This is a genomic window from Thermomonospora umbrina, assembly GCF_003386555.1.
Taxonomy (GTDB): Bacteria; Actinomycetota; Actinomycetes; order Streptosporangiales; family Streptosporangiaceae; genus Thermomonospora; species Thermomonospora umbrina.
This window is the reverse complement of the sequence record NZ_QTTT01000001.1, coordinates 1,030,621-1,047,432: the sequence shown is the minus strand read 5'-3', so window position 1 is coordinate 1,047,432 and position 16,812 is coordinate 1,030,621. Positions and strand designations below refer to the sequence as shown.

Here is a 16,812-nt window from a genome sequence, read left to right as displayed (position 1 = left end):
CGATCGTGACCGCCGAGGAAGAGGACCGGGCCCCCCTGCGCGCCCGGTTGCGCGGGCGGCTCCGGGGCCGCGCGACCGGGCGTCTCCTCCTGGCCCTCGCCGTGGCGTTCGCCGCGTGGGGCGGCTGGTCGCTGTGGCGCGCCGAGGGGAACGAGTCGATCGACTTCGGCGCCGCCCGCGACGAGGTGCTGGCGGCCGGGCGGGCGAACGTCGCCGTCCTCAACACCATCGACGCCGCCCAGGCCGACGTGGGGCTGCAGAAGTGGCTGGACGCCTCCACCGGCCCCCTGCGGGACGAGCTGAACCGCTCGAGGGAGCAGGATCGCCTGCGGATCCAGCAGGCCCGGACCAGCACCCGCGGCGTGGTGACCGACGCCGCCGTCACCCAACTCGACGTGCGGGCGGGCACCGCGCTGCTCATCGCCATGGTCCGGGTCGAGGTCACCGCGCCCTCCGGCGGCGGCGCCACCACCGACCGCAAGCGTTTCGAGGCCGGGCTCACCCGGACCCCGAACGGCTGGAAGCTCCGATCGCTCACCGCGATCCCGGTCGATTCGAGCCGACCATGAAGGGGGAGACCGTGAGCGCCGACGGCAACGCCGAGAACGGCCCGGCCGGCATCGTCATCCCCGCACCCCGCCCGGACGCGGAGCACGCGATCGACGCGATCGACGAGGCCCTCCCACCGGCCACGGCCGACCCCGACACCGAGCCGGAACCCGAGGCCGAACCCGAGCCCGGGGCCGTACCCGAGCCCGAGCCCGAGGGCGGGGCCGACGAACCCGGGGCCGGGCCAGACCCAGAGCCCGGGCCCGAGTCCAAGCCAGTGCCCGAGCGTGTGGCCGAGTCGGAGCCCGAGCCAGAGGCCGGGGCCGACGACGCGGCCGGGCCCGACGAGCCCGAGGGCTCGACCGGACCAGAGCCCGGACCAGAGCCCGGGCCGGAGTCCGGGTCCGAGCCAGTGTCCGAGGGCGGGGCCGACAATGCGGCCGAGCCCGAGCCCGAGCCCGAGCCCGAGCCCGAGCCCGAGCCCGAGCCCGAGCCCGAGCCCGAGCCCGAGCCCGAGCCCGAGCCCGAGCCCGAGCCCGAGCCAGAGGCCGGGGCCGGGGCCGGGGCCGACGACGCGGCCGGGCCCGACGAACTCGAGGGCGGGGCAGAACCAGAGCCCGGGCCGGAGTCCGGGTCCGAGCCAGTGCCCGAGGGTGGGGTCGCCAATGCGGCCGGGCCCGAGTCCGGGGCGGAGGGTGAGGTCGAGCCGGTGGTCGAGGGTGGGCCGGGGAGCGACGGTGAGTCCCTCGGCGAGGTGGGGCCCGGGGCCGGCGATGACGATGACGATGACGATGCGGAGGACGTCGAGGAGGCGGGGGCGGGGCGGTCGTGGGTCGGGCGGCTCCGTGATCCGCTCGTTCTGGCCGTCGTCGTGGCGCTCGTGGGGGTCGCGTTGACGGTGCGGGCCTCGCAGGTCGAGGGGAGTCCCGCCGCCGAGAACACCGCGCTGACCGACGTCGAGCGCACCGAGATCGTGATCGGGGACGTCAGCAACTCCCTCGGGCGGATCTTCTCGTACTCCCATGTCGACGTGGCCGCCACCGAGCGGGCCGCCCGGGAGGTGCTCGCCGGCCGGGCGCACGGTCAGTACCAGGCGTTGTTCGGCCAGGTGAGGCAGCGGGCCGTCGCGCAGCGGCTCAAGCTCGTCTCGCGGGTCGTGCGCGCGGGGGTCGTGCGCATGTCGGGCGACGGCGCGCAACTCCTTGTCTTCCTGGACCAGACGATCCACCGTAGGGACAAGCCCGACGGGACGACGGCGGCGGCGCAGCTCTCGGTGACCGCCCGGCTGTCGGACGGTCGGTGGCGCATCGTCGACATCCAGGCCCGTTAGCCGATCGAAGGAGACACGTGGCACTGGCAGGCATCACCGGCAGGCCGTCCCGCCCCGCCGACCCGCTGCGGGCGACGGCGCTGACCCTGCTGGCCGTCGCGGCGCTGTGCGCGGTGTGGTTCGGCCGGTCCTGGTACGGGGCCGCGAACGACGACGCGCTGGCCTACTCGCAGACCCGGGAGGAGGCGCTGCGGGCGGGGGAGCAGGCCGTCCAGAACATGAACACGCTGGACCACCGCAACGTCGACGGCGGGCTGAAGGTCTGGCTCGACTCCTCGACCGGGGAGCTCCACCAGCAGATCACGGCGAGCCGTGCCCAGTTCGCACAGCAGGTCCAGCGGGCCAGGACCATCACCACCGCCAAGGTCCTCGAGAGCGCCGTCACCGAGCTGGACGTCCGGACGGGCAAGGCCGCCGTCATGGTCGCCCTGCAGATCACCGTGACGCCGACCGACGGCAAGACGAACACCAAGCAGAGTCGAATGCTGGGGCAGCTCACCCAGACCGGCGAGGGCTGGAAGCTGAGCGCGCTCGGTCAGGCCCCGGTCGGCGGCTCGGCCCCGCAGACGTCCCCCACGCCCCCAGCGCCCCAGCCGGGCCAAGGCTCCTGAGAGGACGGCACCTTCATGCCCATCCCCCACCACGTCCTCCAGAAGCGACGGCGCGGCACGCTCGTCGAGCCCCCGCAGACCCCGGTGGAAGAGGAGACGTCAGAGCCGCTCGAGGACGTACCGGAGCCGGCCGACGAGAGGACCGAGGGGCCCGAGACCCCGAGGCCGACCCTGGTGAAGCGCCTCCGGGAGCAGGCGGCACGCCCCGTGGTCATCGGCGCGGCGACCGTTCTGCTCGGCGGGTTCGCGGCCTTCGCGGCGGTGCGGGCCGACGAACTGCGCGGCGGTTCGGTCGCCGGCAACGTCGCGCTCACCGACACGGCCCGTACCAGCGAGGTCAAGGGCCAGATCTCCGACGCGGTCAACGAGCTGTTCTCGTACACCTACACCGACATGGCCAAGACCGAGCAGGCCGCCGCGCGCCTGCTGACGGGCAAGGCGGTGCGGCAGTACGCCGACATGCTCGCCCAGGTCCGTCGGGAGGGTCCCAGGCAGAAGCTGGTGCTGACCACCACGGTCACCGACGGCGGCGTCCGACTCCTCGACGGGGACCACGCCCGGGTGCTGATCTATGCCGATCAGCGCAACACCCGTACCGCCGAGGACGAGACCACCTACGCCGCCGCGATGCTGGCCGTGGACGCCGTCCGGGTGGGCGGCGTCTGGAAGATCAGCAACCTGGACACCCTCAACGTGCCCAGGTGACCGGGCGCGCCCGGCGCACCCGGCGAATCACGACGGATAACGGCTGGTCAGGAACGTTCCGATGCGGGTGATGGCCTCCTCCAGCTCGGCCGCGTGCTGGAGGGTCACCACCCGGAAGTGGTCGGGCCGCGGCCAGTTGAACCCGCTGCCCTGAACGACCAGGAGCTTCTGCGACTCCAGCAGGTCGAGCGCGAACGCCATGTCGTCCTCGATCGGGTAGGCGTCGGGGTCGAGGCGGGGGAAGACGTACAGGGCCCCCCTCGGCTTGACGCAGGAGACGCCGGGGATGTCGTTGAGGAGCTTCCAGGCCCGGTCCCGCTGCTCGCACAGCCGTCCGGTGGGCAGCACCAGGTCGTTGATGCTCTGCTGGCCGCCCAAGGCCGCCTGGATCGCGTGCTGGGCGGGCACGTTCGGGCACAGCCGCATGTTGGCGAGGATGTCCAGGCCCTCGATGTACGACTCGGCGTGGTCCTTGGGGCCCGACAGCACCACCCAGCCGGAGCGGAAGCCCGCCACCCGGTAGTTCTTGGACAGCCCACCAAAGGTGAGACACAGCAGGTCGGGGGCCAGCGTCGCGATCGAGACGTGCTCGGCGTCGTCGTACAGGACCCGGTCGTAGATCTCGTCGGCGAAGATGATCAGGCCGCGCCGGCGGGCGATCTCGGTCAGCCGCTCCAGGGTCTCGCGGGGGTAGACCGCGCCGGTCGGGTTGTTGGGATTGATGATCACCAACGCCTTGGTCCGGTCGGTGATCTTGGACTCCAGGTCGTCGAGGTCCGGCGCCCAGTCCGCCGACTCGTCGCACAGGTAGTGCACCGGGGTACCGCCGGTCAGCGACGCCGCCGCCGTCCACAGCGGATAGTCCGGCGCCGGGATCAGCACCTCGTCGCCGTTGTCCAGCAGCGCCTGCAGGGTCATCACGATCAGCTCGGAGACCCCGTTGCCCAGGTACACGTCCTCGACGTCCAGGCCCTCGAACCCCTGGCCCTCGTAGTGCTGCACGATGGCGCGGCGGGCGGGCAAAATGCCCTTGGAGTCGCTGTAGCCGTGGGCGTCCGGCAGGTTGCGGATGATGTCCTGGAGGATCTCCGGCGGAGCCTCGAAGCCGAACGGGGCGGGGTTGCCGACGTGCAGCTTGAGGACCTGATGGCCCTCGGTCTCCAACTGCTTGGCCCGTTTCAGGACCGGGCCCCGGATGTCGTAACAGACGTTGGCGAGCTTCTCCGACTGGGTGACCTGCATGGCATACAAGACTAACGGCGCATGTCCAAGGGTTTTCCCCGAGCCGATCAAGCCTTGGCGGCGGCCTCGTCCAGGCGTTGGAGCGCCCCGCGCACCACGGCGGGGTCGGTGGTCGACCAGAACGGCGGCAGCGACGACGTCAGGAACGACCCGTACCGCGCGGTCGCCAGCCGGGGGTCCAGGACCGCGACGACGCCCCGGTCGTCCATGGAGCGCAGCAGCCGACCCGCGCCCTGGGCCAGCAGCAGCGCCGCGTGGGTCGCCGCCACCGCCATGAACCCGTTCCCGCCCCGCGCGGCCACCGCCCGCTGCCGGGCCGAGGACACCGGGTCGTCGGGGCGCGGGAACGGGATCCGGTCCATGATCACCAGTTGCAGCGACGGGCCCGGCACGTCCACCCCCTGCCACAGCGACAGGGTGCCGAACAGACAGCTCCGCTCCTCCTCGGCGAACCGCTTGACCAGCAGCGACGTGGAGTCCTCGCCCTGGCACAGCAGCGGGTGGCTCAGATGGTCCTTCAGCTCGTCGGCGGCCTGCCGCGCGGCCCGCATCGACGAGAACAGGCCCAGCGTCCGGCCCCCGGCCGCCTCGATCAGCTCGGTGATCTCCGTGAGGTACGCGTCGGGCAGCCCGTCCCGGCCCGGCTGCGGCAGGTGCCGCGCCACGTAGAGGATGCCCGCCTTGGGATGGTCGAACGGCGATCCGGCGTCCAGGGCCGACCACCGCATCTCGTCGGCCTTCTCGTCCTCGGGGGCCTTGTCGTCGGCCGTCTTGGCGAGGCCCTCGGCGGCCGTCCGCGCGTCCCGGCCGGTGGCCTCCGCGCCCAGCGGCGGCAGGCCCCACTGCCGCGCCAGCGGCTCGAACGAGCCCCCGAGCGTTAGGGTCGCCGACGTCAGGACGGCGGTACGGGTCTCGAACAGGGTGGTCCGCAGCAGGCCGCCGACCCCGATCGGCGCGACGTGCAGCGTCGGCGGGCGTCGAAACCGGTCCTGGTCCCCGAACGGCTTGTCGAGCCACACCACGTCGAACCGGGCCGCGATCTCCGGCTCGAACGCCTCCAGCATCCGCACGGCGGTCTCGTGCAGGTCCTCCACGGCGGACCGGGCGGCCTTGCGCGCGGCCATGGTGCCGGGGTCGTCGTCCTTCTTCTCCGTCCCGAGGGCCGTCAGGCAGGCGTGCGCGGCGTCCCGTACGGTCGCCAGCGTGTTGCCCAGCGACGCGGGCAGCGAGTCCAGCCGCCCGGCGGGCAGGTCGTCGAGCAGCACCTCCAGACCCTCGGCGGTCTCCTTGAGCCGGTCGGCGAGCCCCTCCTCGACCAGCCGCCCGCAGCGGCGCGCCGCCGCCTCGCCGGCCGGTCCGCTCAGTGCGCCGGTGGCGACCGACGTGACCCGGTCGACCAGCTCGTGGGCCTCGTCCACGATCACGACGTCGTGCTCGGGCAGGACCTGGAACTCCTCCAGCGCGTCGATCGCCAGCAGGGCGTGGTTGGTCACCACGATGTGCGCCTCGCCGGCCCGCGCCCGCGCCAGCTCCGCGAAGCACGACGTGCCCTGCGGGCACCGCTGCGCCCCCAGGCACTCCTTGGCGGACACGGCGACCTGCCGCCACGCCTGTTCGTTCACTCCGGGGACCAGTTCGTCGCGGTCGCCGGTCTCGGTCTCGTCGGCCCACTCGTTGAGCCGTTTGACCTGTCGTCCCAGCGTCGACAACTGCTGAGGGTCGAACAGGCCCTCTTCCTCGGGGTCGTCGGGCGCGCCCGTCTGCACGCGGTGCAGGCACAGGTAGTTGCGGCGACCCTTGAGGATCGCGAACTTCAGATCCCGGCCCAACAGCGGCCGGAGCGCCTCCGCCAGCCGGGGCAGGTCTCGGTCGACGAGCTGGCGCTGCAACGCGATCGTGGCGGTCGACACCACCACCGTGGTGCCCTTGTCGACCGCGTGACGGATCGCGGGGACCAGGTAGGCGAGCGACTTGCCGGTGCCCGTTCCGGCCTGCGCGGCCAGATGCTCCCCGGAGGCGATCGCGCGTTCCACGGCCTCGGCCATCCGTACCTGCCCGGGACGCTCGGCGCCCCCGATCGCTTCGACCGCGGCGGCCAACAGGGTGGCCGTGTCGGGGATCCGGACGTCGCTCTGGTGGAGGAGATCAGCGGCAGGCACGTCGGCTAACGCTACCGGCCCCGCCACGGTGGTGAGACGTCACCGGGTGAGACGACCGGTGTGACGCAGCATCGCGTGGGGCTCCGTCCCCTTGAACCCGTCGGCCCACTTGAGGGCGGCCCCGTGGCCGACGTCCCCGTGGAGACCGGCGGCGGCCAACGGCGGCAGATCGTCGGTGGCCTCCCTGAGATCCCGCCACTGCGCCTCGCTCAGGACGAGGAAACGCAACCCGCCCATGTACGCGAGGGGCCGCAGATCGGCGACGACGGCCTTCGAGAGGTCCAGGCCGTTCAGGAGGGGGAGCGACCCGAGAGGGCTGACGTCCACCTCGTGCTCGGTCTCCAGTGTGAACGTGCGGAGTGTGGGATGACCGGTCAGCAGCCCCAGATCCGCCTCCTCCACGCTGAGGGTGAGGTTGTCCAGGGGGAGCGCCTGAACGGCACTCAGATCGGGTCTGCGGCAGGTGAGGCTTAGATCGTGCAGGCTCGGGGCGCTGTGCAGGCCGCCGAGGCCGAGTTCCGCGCCGTGCGACACGATGAGGCGCTGCACTCCGCCGTGTACGGAGTTCAGCGTCGCGCGGCGTGCGTCGATGCGGTGCTCGCGGGCGTTCAGCGCGACCGTCTGGTCCCACTCGCGGCCGGCCAGCTCGATGTAGCCCTCCTCCTCGGCGTCGTAGTCGCCCCTGGCGAGGGTGTCCAACTCCATGCGGAGCAGGGCGGTGACCGAGTCGGCCAGGTGACCGGGGCCGTCCCTGTAGTCGCGGCCGATCCTGATGACCTGGCCCGGCCTTCCCCGTACCGCGGGCGCCATGTCCACGGCCAGGTAGTTGCCGCCGCCGTCATGGGCGAACGGGATCCATCCCGAGTGCCCGGTGACGCGCCGTACGGTGCCCGGGGGGTCGGCGTCGAGGACGGCGTCGTTCCACCCGGTCTCCCATCCCGGCCACGACCGCTCACGTGCGCGCAGGTGCTCGCCCTTCGCGCCGTCGCGCATCAGGTCGTTCAGGGAGAGCCACTCGTAGCCGTAGAACATCAGCGGGTCGCCGTCGGTCACCTCATAGAGGGCCAGAAGGTCCGCGGGGGGCTCGACCCCCGCCCAGGGGGTCAGCCGCGCGATGACGTCGCCGGAGGCGGGCGGTCGGGGCGGCTCGGTGCGGCCCACGATCTCGTACTTGAGCCTCAGCACCTCTCGCAGCAGCCGTGCGGCCTCTTCGGGGTCTCCGGTGCCCGTCGTGCCCGCGAGGGGGCCCTCGTGGTCCTCACCGGGTTGGGGCGGCCTGTAGGAGGGGTCCAGGACGTAGATGTGGCCGTCGTGGGCGGGAATGAGGCCATGCGCCCCACGAGGGGTGAGGATGGCCTCGTAGGCTCCGTCGGGTCGTACGGTCAGCTCGACGTCGAGCCCTGCGGGGCCTCCCAGCCTCCTGCTCACGTCCAGTAGGCCGGAGTGGTCGATGCCCGGGGAACGCCCACGGTCGAGCCCGCCCGGACGCTCATAGGCGAGCCGGGCGCTCACCCCGCCGTCACCGGCCTCGCAGACCAGGATCGCCGAATCCCAGTCGTCGGGGGCCGCGGCCACCACGGACTCGGCCATCGACCGGAGCAGGGCTTCCGCCGGTGGATCCAGCTCGCTCGCCATTGAGGACCTTTTCCGTTCTCACGTCGCCGTCACGGAGACGCCAAGAATCCCACAATACGGTTCGCGGTGAGTGAGGGCATCGGTCATCAAACCTTCGAGCGTACGTCTTGGGGGCGGCTATTTCCGGCTTGTGCTGCGGAAACCGACCTGTCGGGAGGGCCTGAGGCTCTCCCCATGGTGAACGCTCGGGCAGCCGGGGTACGGGCGTGGGCGTGGCTGTGCTCATCGGGACATCGGGTTGGCAGTACCGGGACTGGAAGGACCGCCTCTACCACGGGGTCCCCCAGAAACGCTGGCTGGAGCACTATGCGCGCTGCTTCGCCACAGTGGAGATCAATGCGGCCTTCTATCGGCTGCCCGCCTATGAGACCTTCGCGTCCTGGCGTGAGCGCACGCCGGCGGACTTCCTCATGGCGGTCAAGGCCAGCCGCTATTTGACCCATGTCCGGAGGCTTCGGGACCCCTCCGACCCCGTCCGGCGTCTGCTGAGCGTTGCCGAGGGGCTGGGTGACCGTCTCGGGCCGGTGCTCCTCCAACTTCCCCCGACCCTGCGCGCGGACCCCGCCCTCCTCGCCGACTGTCTGGACGCCTTCCCCTCATCGGTACGGGTCGTCGTCGAGCCCCGCCACGAGTCCTGGTTCACTCCGCAGGTCCGTGAACTCTTGACCGCCCACGACGCGGCACTGTGCTGGGCCGACCGGCTGGGACGTCCCCTCACCCCGCTCTGGCGCACCACGACCTGGGGTTACCTGCGCCTCCACGAGGGGGCCGCCGAGCCGTGGCCGGGCTACGACGACCGGACGCTCGACGCCTGGCTCGACCGCATCGCCGACGCGCCGCCCGACTCGGACTTCTTCGTCTACTTCAACAACGACCCGGGCGGCGCCGCCGTCCGCGACGCCATCCGGCTCGCGGAACTGGCCGAGGCCCGCGGCCTGCCCACCACCCGCACGCCCGTTTTGGTGCCCTGATCGCGTCCGATCTTCGACGCTTATCCACATCTCTGCGGCGTGCTGGTTCTCGACGGGGCCCACTGCCAGGCTCGACGGCATGGACAAACCCCTCACCGACCCCGGAGCGGTCACCCTGACGATCCGCTCGCCTCAGGACGCGATCGCCGCCGCCCCCTACATCTTCGGCTTCCATCCGGCGCAGAGCCTGGTCGTCCTGGGCTTCGGCGGCCCCAGCAACCTTTGCGCGATGCGGCTCGACTTACCGCGTCCCGGCAGCGCCGCCGGCCGCCGCGACACCACGGAACGACTCTCGGCCCTGCTGACCCGCAACGGATGCCGCCAGGCCCTCCTCCTCGGGTACGGCTCCCCGGAGCAGGTCACCCCTCTCATCGACGGTGCCCGCCGGGTCCTCGCCGCCCTTGGCATCACCGTGAAGGACGCCCTGCGCGTCCACGAGGGCCGCTGGTGGTCGTATCTGTGCACCGACCCCGCGTGCTGCTCTCCGGAGGGCGTCCCGTACGACATCTCCTCCACCGTCGTGGCCGCCGAGGCCACTCTGGCGGGCCACGTCGTCTACGCCGACCGCTCCGAGCTCAAGGACAGCATCGCCCCCCTCGACGGGCCCGCCCGCCGCTCCATGCAGGAGGCCACCCGACGAGCCCAGGCGCGCCTTCTCTCCTGGGCCGCCACCGACCCCGCCCCTGCGGAAATCCAATCCCACATGCTCCAAGAGGCCGTCCCCCTCATCACCGACCTCACCACCCGCGCCTCCCACGGGGCCGACCCCCCGACCGACGACGAGATCGCCTGGCTGAGTCTCCTGCTGACCAACCTCCGCATCCGCGACGAGGCATGGGTTCGCATCGACCCCGACGACCCCAAGCCCTCCGTGGCCTTCTGGCGCGATGTCCTACGCCGCGTCGAGGCCCCCTACACCCCGGCCCCCGCCTGCCTCCTCGCCTACGCCGCCTACGCGGCCGGCGACGGCAGCCTCGCCAACCTCGCCCTGGACCGAGCCGCCGAGGCCGACCCCACCTACACGCTCACCCTCTTGCTCCGCGAAGTCCTCCACGCGGGCATCCCCCCATCCAAGGCCCGCCTCAACATGACCCCCGAGGACCTCTCCCTAGCCCACTCCGACCAAGACCCAGCACCCCCCTAGGCCCCAAGGCGGCGCACACCACCCACCGACGCCCATCTGATCCCGAGCCCAACGAAGCCTCACCGGCACCCGACTTGAGTCCCGTGCCCCCGAAGGGGCACCCAGCAGCATCCGTGGGCATCAGGGTGCGGAGGTCGCCCGGCAGCATGCGTGGGCATCGGGGTGCGGAGGTCGCTCGGCAGCATGCGTGGGCATCGGGGTGCGGAGGTCGCCCGGCGGCACCTGGAGCCCAAAAGGCTATGAGGTCACCGCCCCCGAGCCCCAAAAGGTTCGCAGGCACCCACACGCAAACCCCTGAACCCAAGGGCCCGTGGGAGTCCACCGACGGAGGACCCCGTTCTCGCGGCCCCGTCCGCGAGCCTCAAGTGCCCGGGGGCCTCAATCCCCGGGCCCAGGGCACCATCCCTTGGCCGGGGACGACGAGCCCCGGCCAAGGGGTGGTGCACGGCCGGGCGATGGTCAGGAGACGGCTTCGCCGGGGGAGCCGGGGTCGAGGCGGCGGTGGCGGTTGCGCTCGTTCCAGGCGCGCATGCGTGGGGGGTAGCCGACGATCTGCACGTCGTACACGGGGAGCCCGAGGTCATGGGCCACCTTGTGGATGACCTGGGGAGCGCCGACGCGGCGGCGGGTCCACTCGCCGTCGGTCGCCACGGCGACCGCGGTGGTGTCGGTGGCGAAGGTCTCCGGCTCGACGAAGAACTCCACGCCCTTACGGCTGCGCGCGAAGGCGATCAGCGCCTCGATGTCGGCGTCGGTGGCCTCTCGGTCGAACGTGGCGACCCTCGTCCCGCGCCACTTGCGGAGCCCGAATCGGTCACGGAACCTCATCCGCCTGCCCTGCCATTCGGTGTCGTGGCACTCCAACCCAACGCGGGAGCCTCTTGATGGAATGCCGAGTTATGACCATAACGACTCATTGGTCTGACTGGTTCCGACACCTTAGACGGTCGCAGCCCCTTATGGGGCGGGGAGTCCTTCTTCGGTCAGGGGCCTTGCCCTACGGCGCATGGGGAGCACGGCGGACGTGTGGCCGTTCGCTGGACGCGATGGCCTCAACCGGCGTGCATGGCCCACGCAGGCATGGCGGATGTGGCATGCGCAGCAGCGACCGGCGTCGCCGGCATGCCAGCGCGGCGAGCGGGTCACCGTGGCGGATCGGTGGCACGCGTATGGCGGACGCCTGGGTGTGTTGGGCGGCGGGTGTGGTTTCAGCAGGTGGAGTGGACGAGGTCGCCGACGCGTTCGGTCTGGGTGCCTGGAGGTGGTCGCCGTGGTCAGCGGGACGTGGAGGTGGTCGCCGTGGTCAGCCGGGCGTGGAGGTGGTCGCCGTGGTCACCCGGGCCTGGAGGGTGTCGCCGTGGTCAGCGGGATGTGGAGGGCGTCGACGGACCCTGAGGGGGGTGGTGCGGGGACCGGGGAGAAGCCAGGGTGTTCCCCGATGGTCGTTCGGACGACGCGGATCGACCATGAGGTCATGGACAACGGTGGATACACGGCGGCGGCCCGGCTCAGGGTGTCCGACGCCGAGAGGGAGCCCACGATCGAGAGGCTCAAGGACGCGTACGCCGAGGGTCGGCTCGACGAGGACGAGTTCGAGATGCGGATGCACCTGGCGATGACCGCCGGGACCCGCGCCGAACTGGTCACGGTCGTCGCCGACCTGGGACGGCCGGTGCCCGAGCACGCATCCGCGCGGGAGATGACCACGGACGTCAGCGGCGAGGACCGGATGCTGGCGGCGTTGGCCCACGGATCCGGGATGGTGCCGCTGATCATTCCGCCGCTGGTGCTCATGCTGCTCAGCGGCAAGCGGTCGGAGTACGTCCGCCGTCAGGCCGCCGAGGCCGTGAACTTCCAGCTCACCCTGCTGCTGGTGACGATCGTGACCTTCGGCCTCGGCGCCGTCGTCTACGTGGTGGCATGGGTCGCCGCGCTGATCGCCGCCGTGTACGCACTCGGCGGTCGCCACTTCCGCTACCCCTGGACCCTCCGAGCGATCAAGTGACCGGCGGTGGTCGTCAGGGGGCCGAGGACGGTGGGGGGTCCAAGGCGGGGAGGCCGTCGAGGCTGGTGGCGTTCTTGGTGTGGCGGTAGGTGGTGAGGGCCTCGGGGGACTTGCGGAGGGTCCAGTCCTTGAGGTGGTCGCGTTCGTCCACCAGGGTCATGTAGGGGACGGCGTAGCCGCAGGAGTCGGCGATGCGGTCGAGGTCCACGACGATGATGGAGCGCGGGCCGGGGACGTCGGCGGGGAAGTGGGGGCCCAGGGCGGGCCACTCGGGCGAGTCGGGGAGGACCGCGCGGCCGGTGCCGTACAGGCGGAGGATGTTGGGGGTCCGGTCGAAGGAGCAGAACATCAGGGTGATGCGGCCGTTCTCCCGGAGGTGGGCGATGGTCTCGGCACCCGAGCCGTGCATGTCCAGGTAGGCGACCGTGGTGTCGTCGATGACGGCGAACGTGTCGCGGTAGCCCTTCGGGGAGACGTTGACGTGGCCTCCCTCACGCGGGGCGGTGGCGACGAAGAAGAGGGGCTGTTCGGCGATGAAGGCGCGCAGACGGGCGTCCAGCGCGTCGTAAAGCTTTCCCATGGGGCTCCTCCGACGGCGTTGTGACGACCATAACGAGTCGGATGTCTGGATCAGACATGGGATGATCGGTTTACTGGTCACGGGAAGGGACGCGATGACAGAGCTGGCGGTCGAAGGCGACCATGAGCGGGCGGTCGAGGCACTGCGGAGGTCGTACGAGGCGATCCCGCCGGGCACGCCGGTGCGCCTCGCCAAACGTACCTCCAACCTGTTCCGATTCCGCGAGCCGAGCAGCGCGCCCGGGCTGGACGTGTCCGGGTTCGACCGGGTGCTGAAGGTCGATCCGGAGGCGGCCACGGCCGTGGTGCAGGGCATGACCACCTACGAGGACCTGGTCGACGCGACCCTGCCGCACGGGCTGATGCCGATGGTGGTCCCGCAGCTCAAGACGATCACGCTGGGCGGCGCGGTGACCGGGCTCGGCATCGAGTCGACCTCGTTCCGCAACGGGCTGCCGCACGAGTCGGTGCTGGAGATGCAGGTCATCACCGGCGCCGGCGAGGTGGTCACGGCCACCCGCGACAACGAGCACGCCGACCTGTTCTGGGGCTTCCCCAACTCGTACGGGACGCTGGGCTACTCGCTCAAGCTGACGATCGAGCTGGAGCGCGTCAAGCCGTACGTGCGGCTGCGGCACCTGAGGTTCGACGACGCGGACCAGTGCGCCGCCACGCTGAAGGAGCTCAGCGAGACGCGGGTGCACGAGGACGACCCGGTGGACTTCCTCGACGGGACGGTGTTCGGCCCGGACGAGGCGTACATCACCGTGGGGACGTACCAGGACAAGGCCCCGTACGTGTCGGACTACACGGGGCAGCGGATCTACTACCGGTCGATCCAGCAGCGGTCGATCGACTACCTGACCATCCGGGACTACATCTGGCGGTGGGACACCGACTGGTTCTGGTGCTCGGGCGCGTTCGGCGTGCAGAAGCCGCTGATCCGGCGGCTGTGGCCGGACAAGTCCAAGCGGTCGGACGTCTACCGCAGGCTGGTCGCGTACGAGAAGCGGTTCCACTTCAAGGCCCGCTACGACCGATGGACGGGCAAGCCGCCGCGCGAGGACGTCATCCAGGACATCGAGGTGCCGGTGGGCAGGCTGCCGGAGTTCCTCGACTTCTTCCACGACAAGGTGGGGATGAGCCCGATCTGGTTGTGTCCCCTGCGCGCCCGCGAGCAGTGGCCGTTGTACCCGTTGACGTCCGGCGAGACCTACGTGAACGTGGGCTTCTGGGGGACGGTGCCGTTGCGCCCCGGTCAGATGCCCGAGCACCACAACCGTCTGATCGAGCGGAGGGTGGCCGCGCTCGACGGCCACAAGTCGCTGTACTCGACGGCGTTCTACGGACGTGAGGAGTTCTGGCGGCACTACGACGGGGAAACCTATCGGCGGTTGAAGACGACGTACGACCCGGAGACACGCCTGCTCGACCTGTACGACAAGTGCGTCCGGGGACGCTGACCGTTCGTTCGTCGGGGGGACGGCCCGCAACGGGCCGGGAAAGGACAGGAGAAGAGCGATGACGCTGGCGAAGGTCTTCGAGGGCCTGGTGGGGGCGGGTGCGCCCGTGGAGTTCACCGCCTACGACGGGTCAAGGGCCGGCCTGCTCGACGCCGATCTGCGGGTCGACGTGAAGTCGCCGTACGCGCTGTCCTATCTGGTGCACTCGCCGGGTGCGCTCGGGCTGGCCCGGGCGTACGTGGCGGGACACCTGGACACGCACGGCGACATGTACACGCTGCTGCGCGAGATGACGCAGCTCATGGACTCCATGACCGTGCGCGACCGGCTGCGGCTGCTGACCGGCGTCATCGACGACCCGCTGCTGCGCGGCGCGGTCAGTCGACGGCTGGAGCCGCCGCCCCAGGAGGTGCGCACCGGCAGGACGTCCTGGTGGCGGCACACCAAGCGGCGCGACGCGAAGGCGATCTCCCACCACTACGACGTGTCCAACACCTTCTACGAGTGGGTGCTCGGCCCGTCGATGGCCTACACCTGCGCGTGCTACCCGCATGAGGGCGCGACGCTGGAGGAGGCGCAGTTCCACAAGTTCGACCTGGTGGCCAAGAAGCTCGCCCTCAAGCCCGGGATGCGGCTGCTGGACGTCGGCTGCGGCTGGGGCGGCATGGTGATGCACGCCGCGCGCGAGTACGGGGCGCGGGCGCTGGGCGTCACGCTGTCCAAGCAGCAGGCGGAGTGGGCGCAGAAGGCGATCGCCGAGGCGGGCCTGTCCGACCTGGCCGAGGTCCGGCACCTGGACTACCGGGACGTTCCTGAGGGCGACTTCGACGCGATCAGCTCGATCGGCCTCACCGAGCACATCGGCAAGGCCAACCTGCCGGCGTACTTCGGTTTCCTGCACGGCAGGCTCAAGCCGGGCGGCCGGATGCTCAACCACTGCATCACCCGGCAGGACAACGCCCAGCCGTCCATCAGGAAGGGCGGTTTCATCAACCGCTACGTGTTCCCGGACGGGGAGCTGGAGGGCCCGGGTCTCATCCAGTCGGAGATGAACGACGCCGGTTTCGAGATCCGCCACCAGGAGAACCTGCGCGAGCACTACGCGCGGACCCTGGAGGGCTGGTGCCGCAACCTGGACGCGCACTGGGACGAGGCCGTCGCCGAGGTCGGCGAGGGCACCGCCCGGGTGTGGCGGCTCTACATGGCGGGCTGCCGCCTGGGCTTCGAGCTGAACTGGATCCAGCTCCACCAGGTCCTCGGCGTCAAGCTCGACGACCGGGGCGAGGCCGGCATGCCGCTCCGCCCCGACTGGGGGGTCTGACCCTCGACCACCGGGCCCGTCCCCATCGCGTCGTCGATGGGGGCGGGCTCGTCGGTCGTGGGGGGCGACGTCAGGGGCGGTCGGGCGCGCGGCTCGGCGCGTCCCGCCGGGCGGGGTCGCCGTCGGGGAGTCCGCCCTGGCGGGGGACGGTGGGCTTGTGCCCGCGGGTGCGGTCGTCGCCCTCGTCGCCCGGAGGGTCGTCGGGGACGTCGTCGCTCTGCTGGTCGGGCCTGCCCTTGGTCTTGCCGTTGCCCTTCCCGCCGCCGTTGCCGCCTCCGGGGTCGTCGCCGCCGGGCGGGCCGTCGTCCTCGGGCGGGCCGACCCTGCCGGGCCTGTCCGGGGCGGGTGTGGGGGACTCCTTGCGGGGCGACGGGCCGGCATGGGGGCCGTCACCGTCCTTGATCACCCGAGAGCAGTAGCCGCCGACGTGCTCGGCGCCGCCCGCCGCGCGGACCAGACCGGTGAACGCGGGATTGCGACCGGCGGCCCGAGGGTTGGACCGGGCGGCGACCACGTAGGCGCGGCACAGCCGCACCGTGGGGCTCTCGGGAGCCTGGGGCGAGCCGTGCGAGGGACGCGGCCCGGCGTCGCCGGAGGGCGCGCGACCGGCCTTCCCGGACGTGGAGCCGTCGGTGGGGGAGGCCGACGGGGCGTTCTCCGGGTCGCCGAGGATCGGCAGGGTGTCGGTGGCCGAGGCCAGGGCGATGCCTCCGGCCGTGGTGAGGACGAGGACCGCGGCGCTGAGCTTGGCCGACAGCAGCGAGGCGAGCGGGAACCCGGCGCGGCGGGGTCGCACGGGCGCGCCCGGGGCGGACCGGGCGGCGGCGAAGGCCGCGACGGCGGCCTCCTCCCCGGCGAGCTCCCCGGCGAGTTCGGCATCGGCGGCGGGCGCCGCGGCGGCCGACAGCAGGCGGGCGAGCGGATCGGCGGCGGACGCGTCGTCGACCGGTGCGTCCCGCCCCCGACCGGGCTCCGGGCGCGCGGCGACCGCGTCGAGCATGCGCTCGGCGCTCTCGCGATCCAGCCGTCGGCGATCTGCACTCATCTCGTTCCTTCTGCGTTCGGGGCCCCGCCCGCGTCACACCTCTCCATGATCCC

General features: G+C 71.7%; 15 protein-coding genes. 9 read left to right on the top strand and 6 right to left on the bottom strand.

The features are described 5' to 3' along the window. The first annotated feature begins 5 nt into the window (after positions 1–5). Genes DFJ69_RS04550 through DFJ69_RS04530 form a run of 4 tightly spaced genes read left to right on the top strand, consistent with a single transcriptional unit; the run spans position 6 to position 3,195 of the window. The gene (locus DFJ69_RS04550; protein WP_211328508.1) at positions 6–569 is read left to right on the top strand and encodes a hypothetical protein; all 564 of its coding nucleotides are present in this window, start codon (positions 6–8) and stop codon (positions 567–569) included. Positions 570–580: 11 nt separating this feature from the next. After that, positions 581–1,879 carry a hypothetical protein gene (locus DFJ69_RS35290; RefSeq protein WP_245974005.1) on the top strand — a complete coding sequence of 433 codons (1,299 nt, stop codon included), beginning with the start codon at positions 581–583 and terminating at the stop codon, positions 1,877–1,879. A gap of 17 nt (positions 1,880–1,896) precedes the next feature. Beyond that, a complete protein-coding gene (locus tag DFJ69_RS04535) occupies positions 1,897–2,490 on the top strand; it encodes a hypothetical protein (protein ID WP_116021317.1) in 594 nt (197 codons plus the stop codon). Positions 2,491–2,505: 15 nt separating this feature from the next. Further along, positions 2,506–3,195 carry a nuclear transport factor 2 family protein gene (locus DFJ69_RS04530; RefSeq protein ID WP_116021316.1) on the top strand — a complete coding sequence of 230 codons (690 nt, stop codon included), beginning with the start codon at positions 2,506–2,508 and terminating at the stop codon, positions 3,193–3,195. A gap of 27 nt (positions 3,196–3,222) precedes the next feature. On the opposite strand, the gene DFJ69_RS04525 is transcribed toward DFJ69_RS04530, so the two are convergent. The 3 genes from DFJ69_RS04525 to DFJ69_RS04515 are packed head-to-tail and all read right to left on the bottom strand — an operon-like array spanning position 3,223 to position 8,231. Next, positions 3,223–4,437, bottom strand: a complete 1,215-nt coding sequence (locus DFJ69_RS04525) for a pyridoxal phosphate-dependent aminotransferase (RefSeq protein ID WP_116021315.1) — start codon at positions 4,435–4,437, stop codon at positions 3,223–3,225. Positions 4,438–4,484: 47 nt separating this feature from the next. After that, positions 4,485–6,596: an ATP-dependent DNA helicase gene (locus DFJ69_RS04520; protein ID WP_211328507.1), complete on the bottom strand. Its 2,112-nt coding sequence runs from the start codon at positions 6,594–6,596 to the stop codon at positions 4,485–4,487. 39 nt (positions 6,597–6,635) lie between these two features. Continuing rightward, positions 6,636–8,231: an SMI1/KNR4 family protein gene (locus DFJ69_RS04515; protein ID WP_116021314.1), complete on the bottom strand. Its 1,596-nt coding sequence runs from the start codon at positions 8,229–8,231 to the stop codon at positions 6,636–6,638. A 212-nt stretch (positions 8,232–8,443) separates the two neighbouring features. On the opposite strand from DFJ69_RS04515, the gene DFJ69_RS04510 reads away from it, so the two are divergent. After that, positions 8,444–9,202, top strand: a complete 759-nt coding sequence (locus DFJ69_RS04510; protein ID WP_116026396.1) for a DUF72 domain-containing protein — start codon at positions 8,444–8,446, stop codon at positions 9,200–9,202. Positions 9,203–9,281: 79 nt separating this feature from the next. Next, positions 9,282–10,346: a DUF4192 domain-containing protein gene (locus tag DFJ69_RS04505; RefSeq protein ID WP_116021313.1), complete on the top strand. Its 1,065-nt coding sequence runs from the start codon at positions 9,282–9,284 to the stop codon at positions 10,344–10,346. A 459-nt stretch (positions 10,347–10,805) separates the two neighbouring features. Here the strand turns inward: DFJ69_RS04505 and DFJ69_RS04500 are convergent, their stop codons facing one another. After that, on the bottom strand, positions 10,806–11,174 hold the full coding sequence (locus DFJ69_RS04500) for a hypothetical protein (protein WP_116026395.1): 369 nt from the start codon (positions 11,172–11,174) through the stop codon (positions 10,806–10,808). A 646-nt stretch (positions 11,175–11,820) separates the two neighbouring features. Here DFJ69_RS04500 and DFJ69_RS04495 point away from each other — a divergent pair. Next, positions 11,821–12,351 (top strand): DUF1707 and DUF4870 domain-containing protein, encoded by a 531-nt coding sequence (locus DFJ69_RS04495; protein ID WP_116026394.1) that lies wholly within the window; start codon positions 11,821–11,823, stop codon positions 12,349–12,351. 13 nt (positions 12,352–12,364) lie between these two features. On the opposite strand, the gene DFJ69_RS04490 is transcribed toward DFJ69_RS04495, so the two are convergent. Further along, a complete protein-coding gene (locus DFJ69_RS04490) occupies positions 12,365–12,931 on the bottom strand; it encodes a pyridoxamine 5'-phosphate oxidase family protein (protein WP_116021312.1) in 567 nt (188 codons plus the stop codon). A 94-nt stretch (positions 12,932–13,025) separates the two neighbouring features. On the opposite strand from DFJ69_RS04490, the gene DFJ69_RS04485 reads away from it, so the two are divergent. Together DFJ69_RS04485 and DFJ69_RS04480 are read left to right on the top strand one after the other, a co-directional pair. Further along, on the top strand, positions 13,026–14,393 hold the full coding sequence (locus DFJ69_RS04485; protein WP_116021311.1) for an FAD-binding oxidoreductase: 1,368 nt from the start codon (positions 13,026–13,028) through the stop codon (positions 14,391–14,393). 58 nt (positions 14,394–14,451) lie between these two features. Further along, positions 14,452–15,714: a class I SAM-dependent methyltransferase gene (locus DFJ69_RS04480; RefSeq protein WP_116021310.1), complete on the top strand. Its 1,263-nt coding sequence runs from the start codon at positions 14,452–14,454 to the stop codon at positions 15,712–15,714. 70 nt (positions 15,715–15,784) lie between these two features. Here the strand turns inward: DFJ69_RS04480 and DFJ69_RS04475 are convergent, their stop codons facing one another. Further along, the gene (locus tag DFJ69_RS04475) at positions 15,785–16,759 is read right to left on the bottom strand and encodes a hypothetical protein (protein ID WP_116021309.1); all 975 of its coding nucleotides are present in this window, start codon (positions 16,757–16,759) and stop codon (positions 15,785–15,787) included. Positions 16,760–16,812 lie beyond the last annotated feature (53 nt).

Bases quoted from the DNA above. Each gene is read 5' to 3' on its own strand.
- DFJ69_RS04495 (WP_116026394.1), top strand. From the start codon at position 11,821: ATGGACAACGGTGGATACACGGCGGCGGCCCGGCTCAGGGTGTCCGAC.
- DFJ69_RS04500 (WP_116026395.1), bottom strand. From the start codon at position 11,174: ATGAGGTTCCGTGACCGATTCGGGCTCCGCAAGTGGCGCGGGACGAGG.
- DFJ69_RS04480 (WP_116021310.1), top strand. From the start codon at position 14,452: ATGACGCTGGCGAAGGTCTTCGAGGGCCTGGTGGGGGCGGGTGCGCCC.
- DFJ69_RS04515 (WP_116021314.1), bottom strand. From the start codon at position 8,231: ATGGCGAGCGAGCTGGATCCACCGGCGGAAGCCCTGCTCCGGTCGATG.
- DFJ69_RS04525 (WP_116021315.1), bottom strand. From the start codon at position 4,437: ATGCAGGTCACCCAGTCGGAGAAGCTCGCCAACGTCTGTTACGACATC.
- DFJ69_RS04475 (WP_116021309.1), bottom strand. From the start codon at position 16,759: ATGAGTGCAGATCGCCGACGGCTGGATCGCGAGAGCGCCGAGCGCATG.
- DFJ69_RS04485 (WP_116021311.1), top strand. From the start codon at position 13,026: ATGACAGAGCTGGCGGTCGAAGGCGACCATGAGCGGGCGGTCGAGGCA.
- DFJ69_RS04490 (WP_116021312.1), bottom strand. From the start codon at position 12,931: ATGGGAAAGCTTTACGACGCGCTGGACGCCCGTCTGCGCGCCTTCATC.
- DFJ69_RS04530 (WP_116021316.1), top strand. From the start codon at position 2,506: ATGCCCATCCCCCACCACGTCCTCCAGAAGCGACGGCGCGGCACGCTC.
- DFJ69_RS04505 (WP_116021313.1), top strand. From the start codon at position 9,282: ATGGACAAACCCCTCACCGACCCCGGAGCGGTCACCCTGACGATCCGC.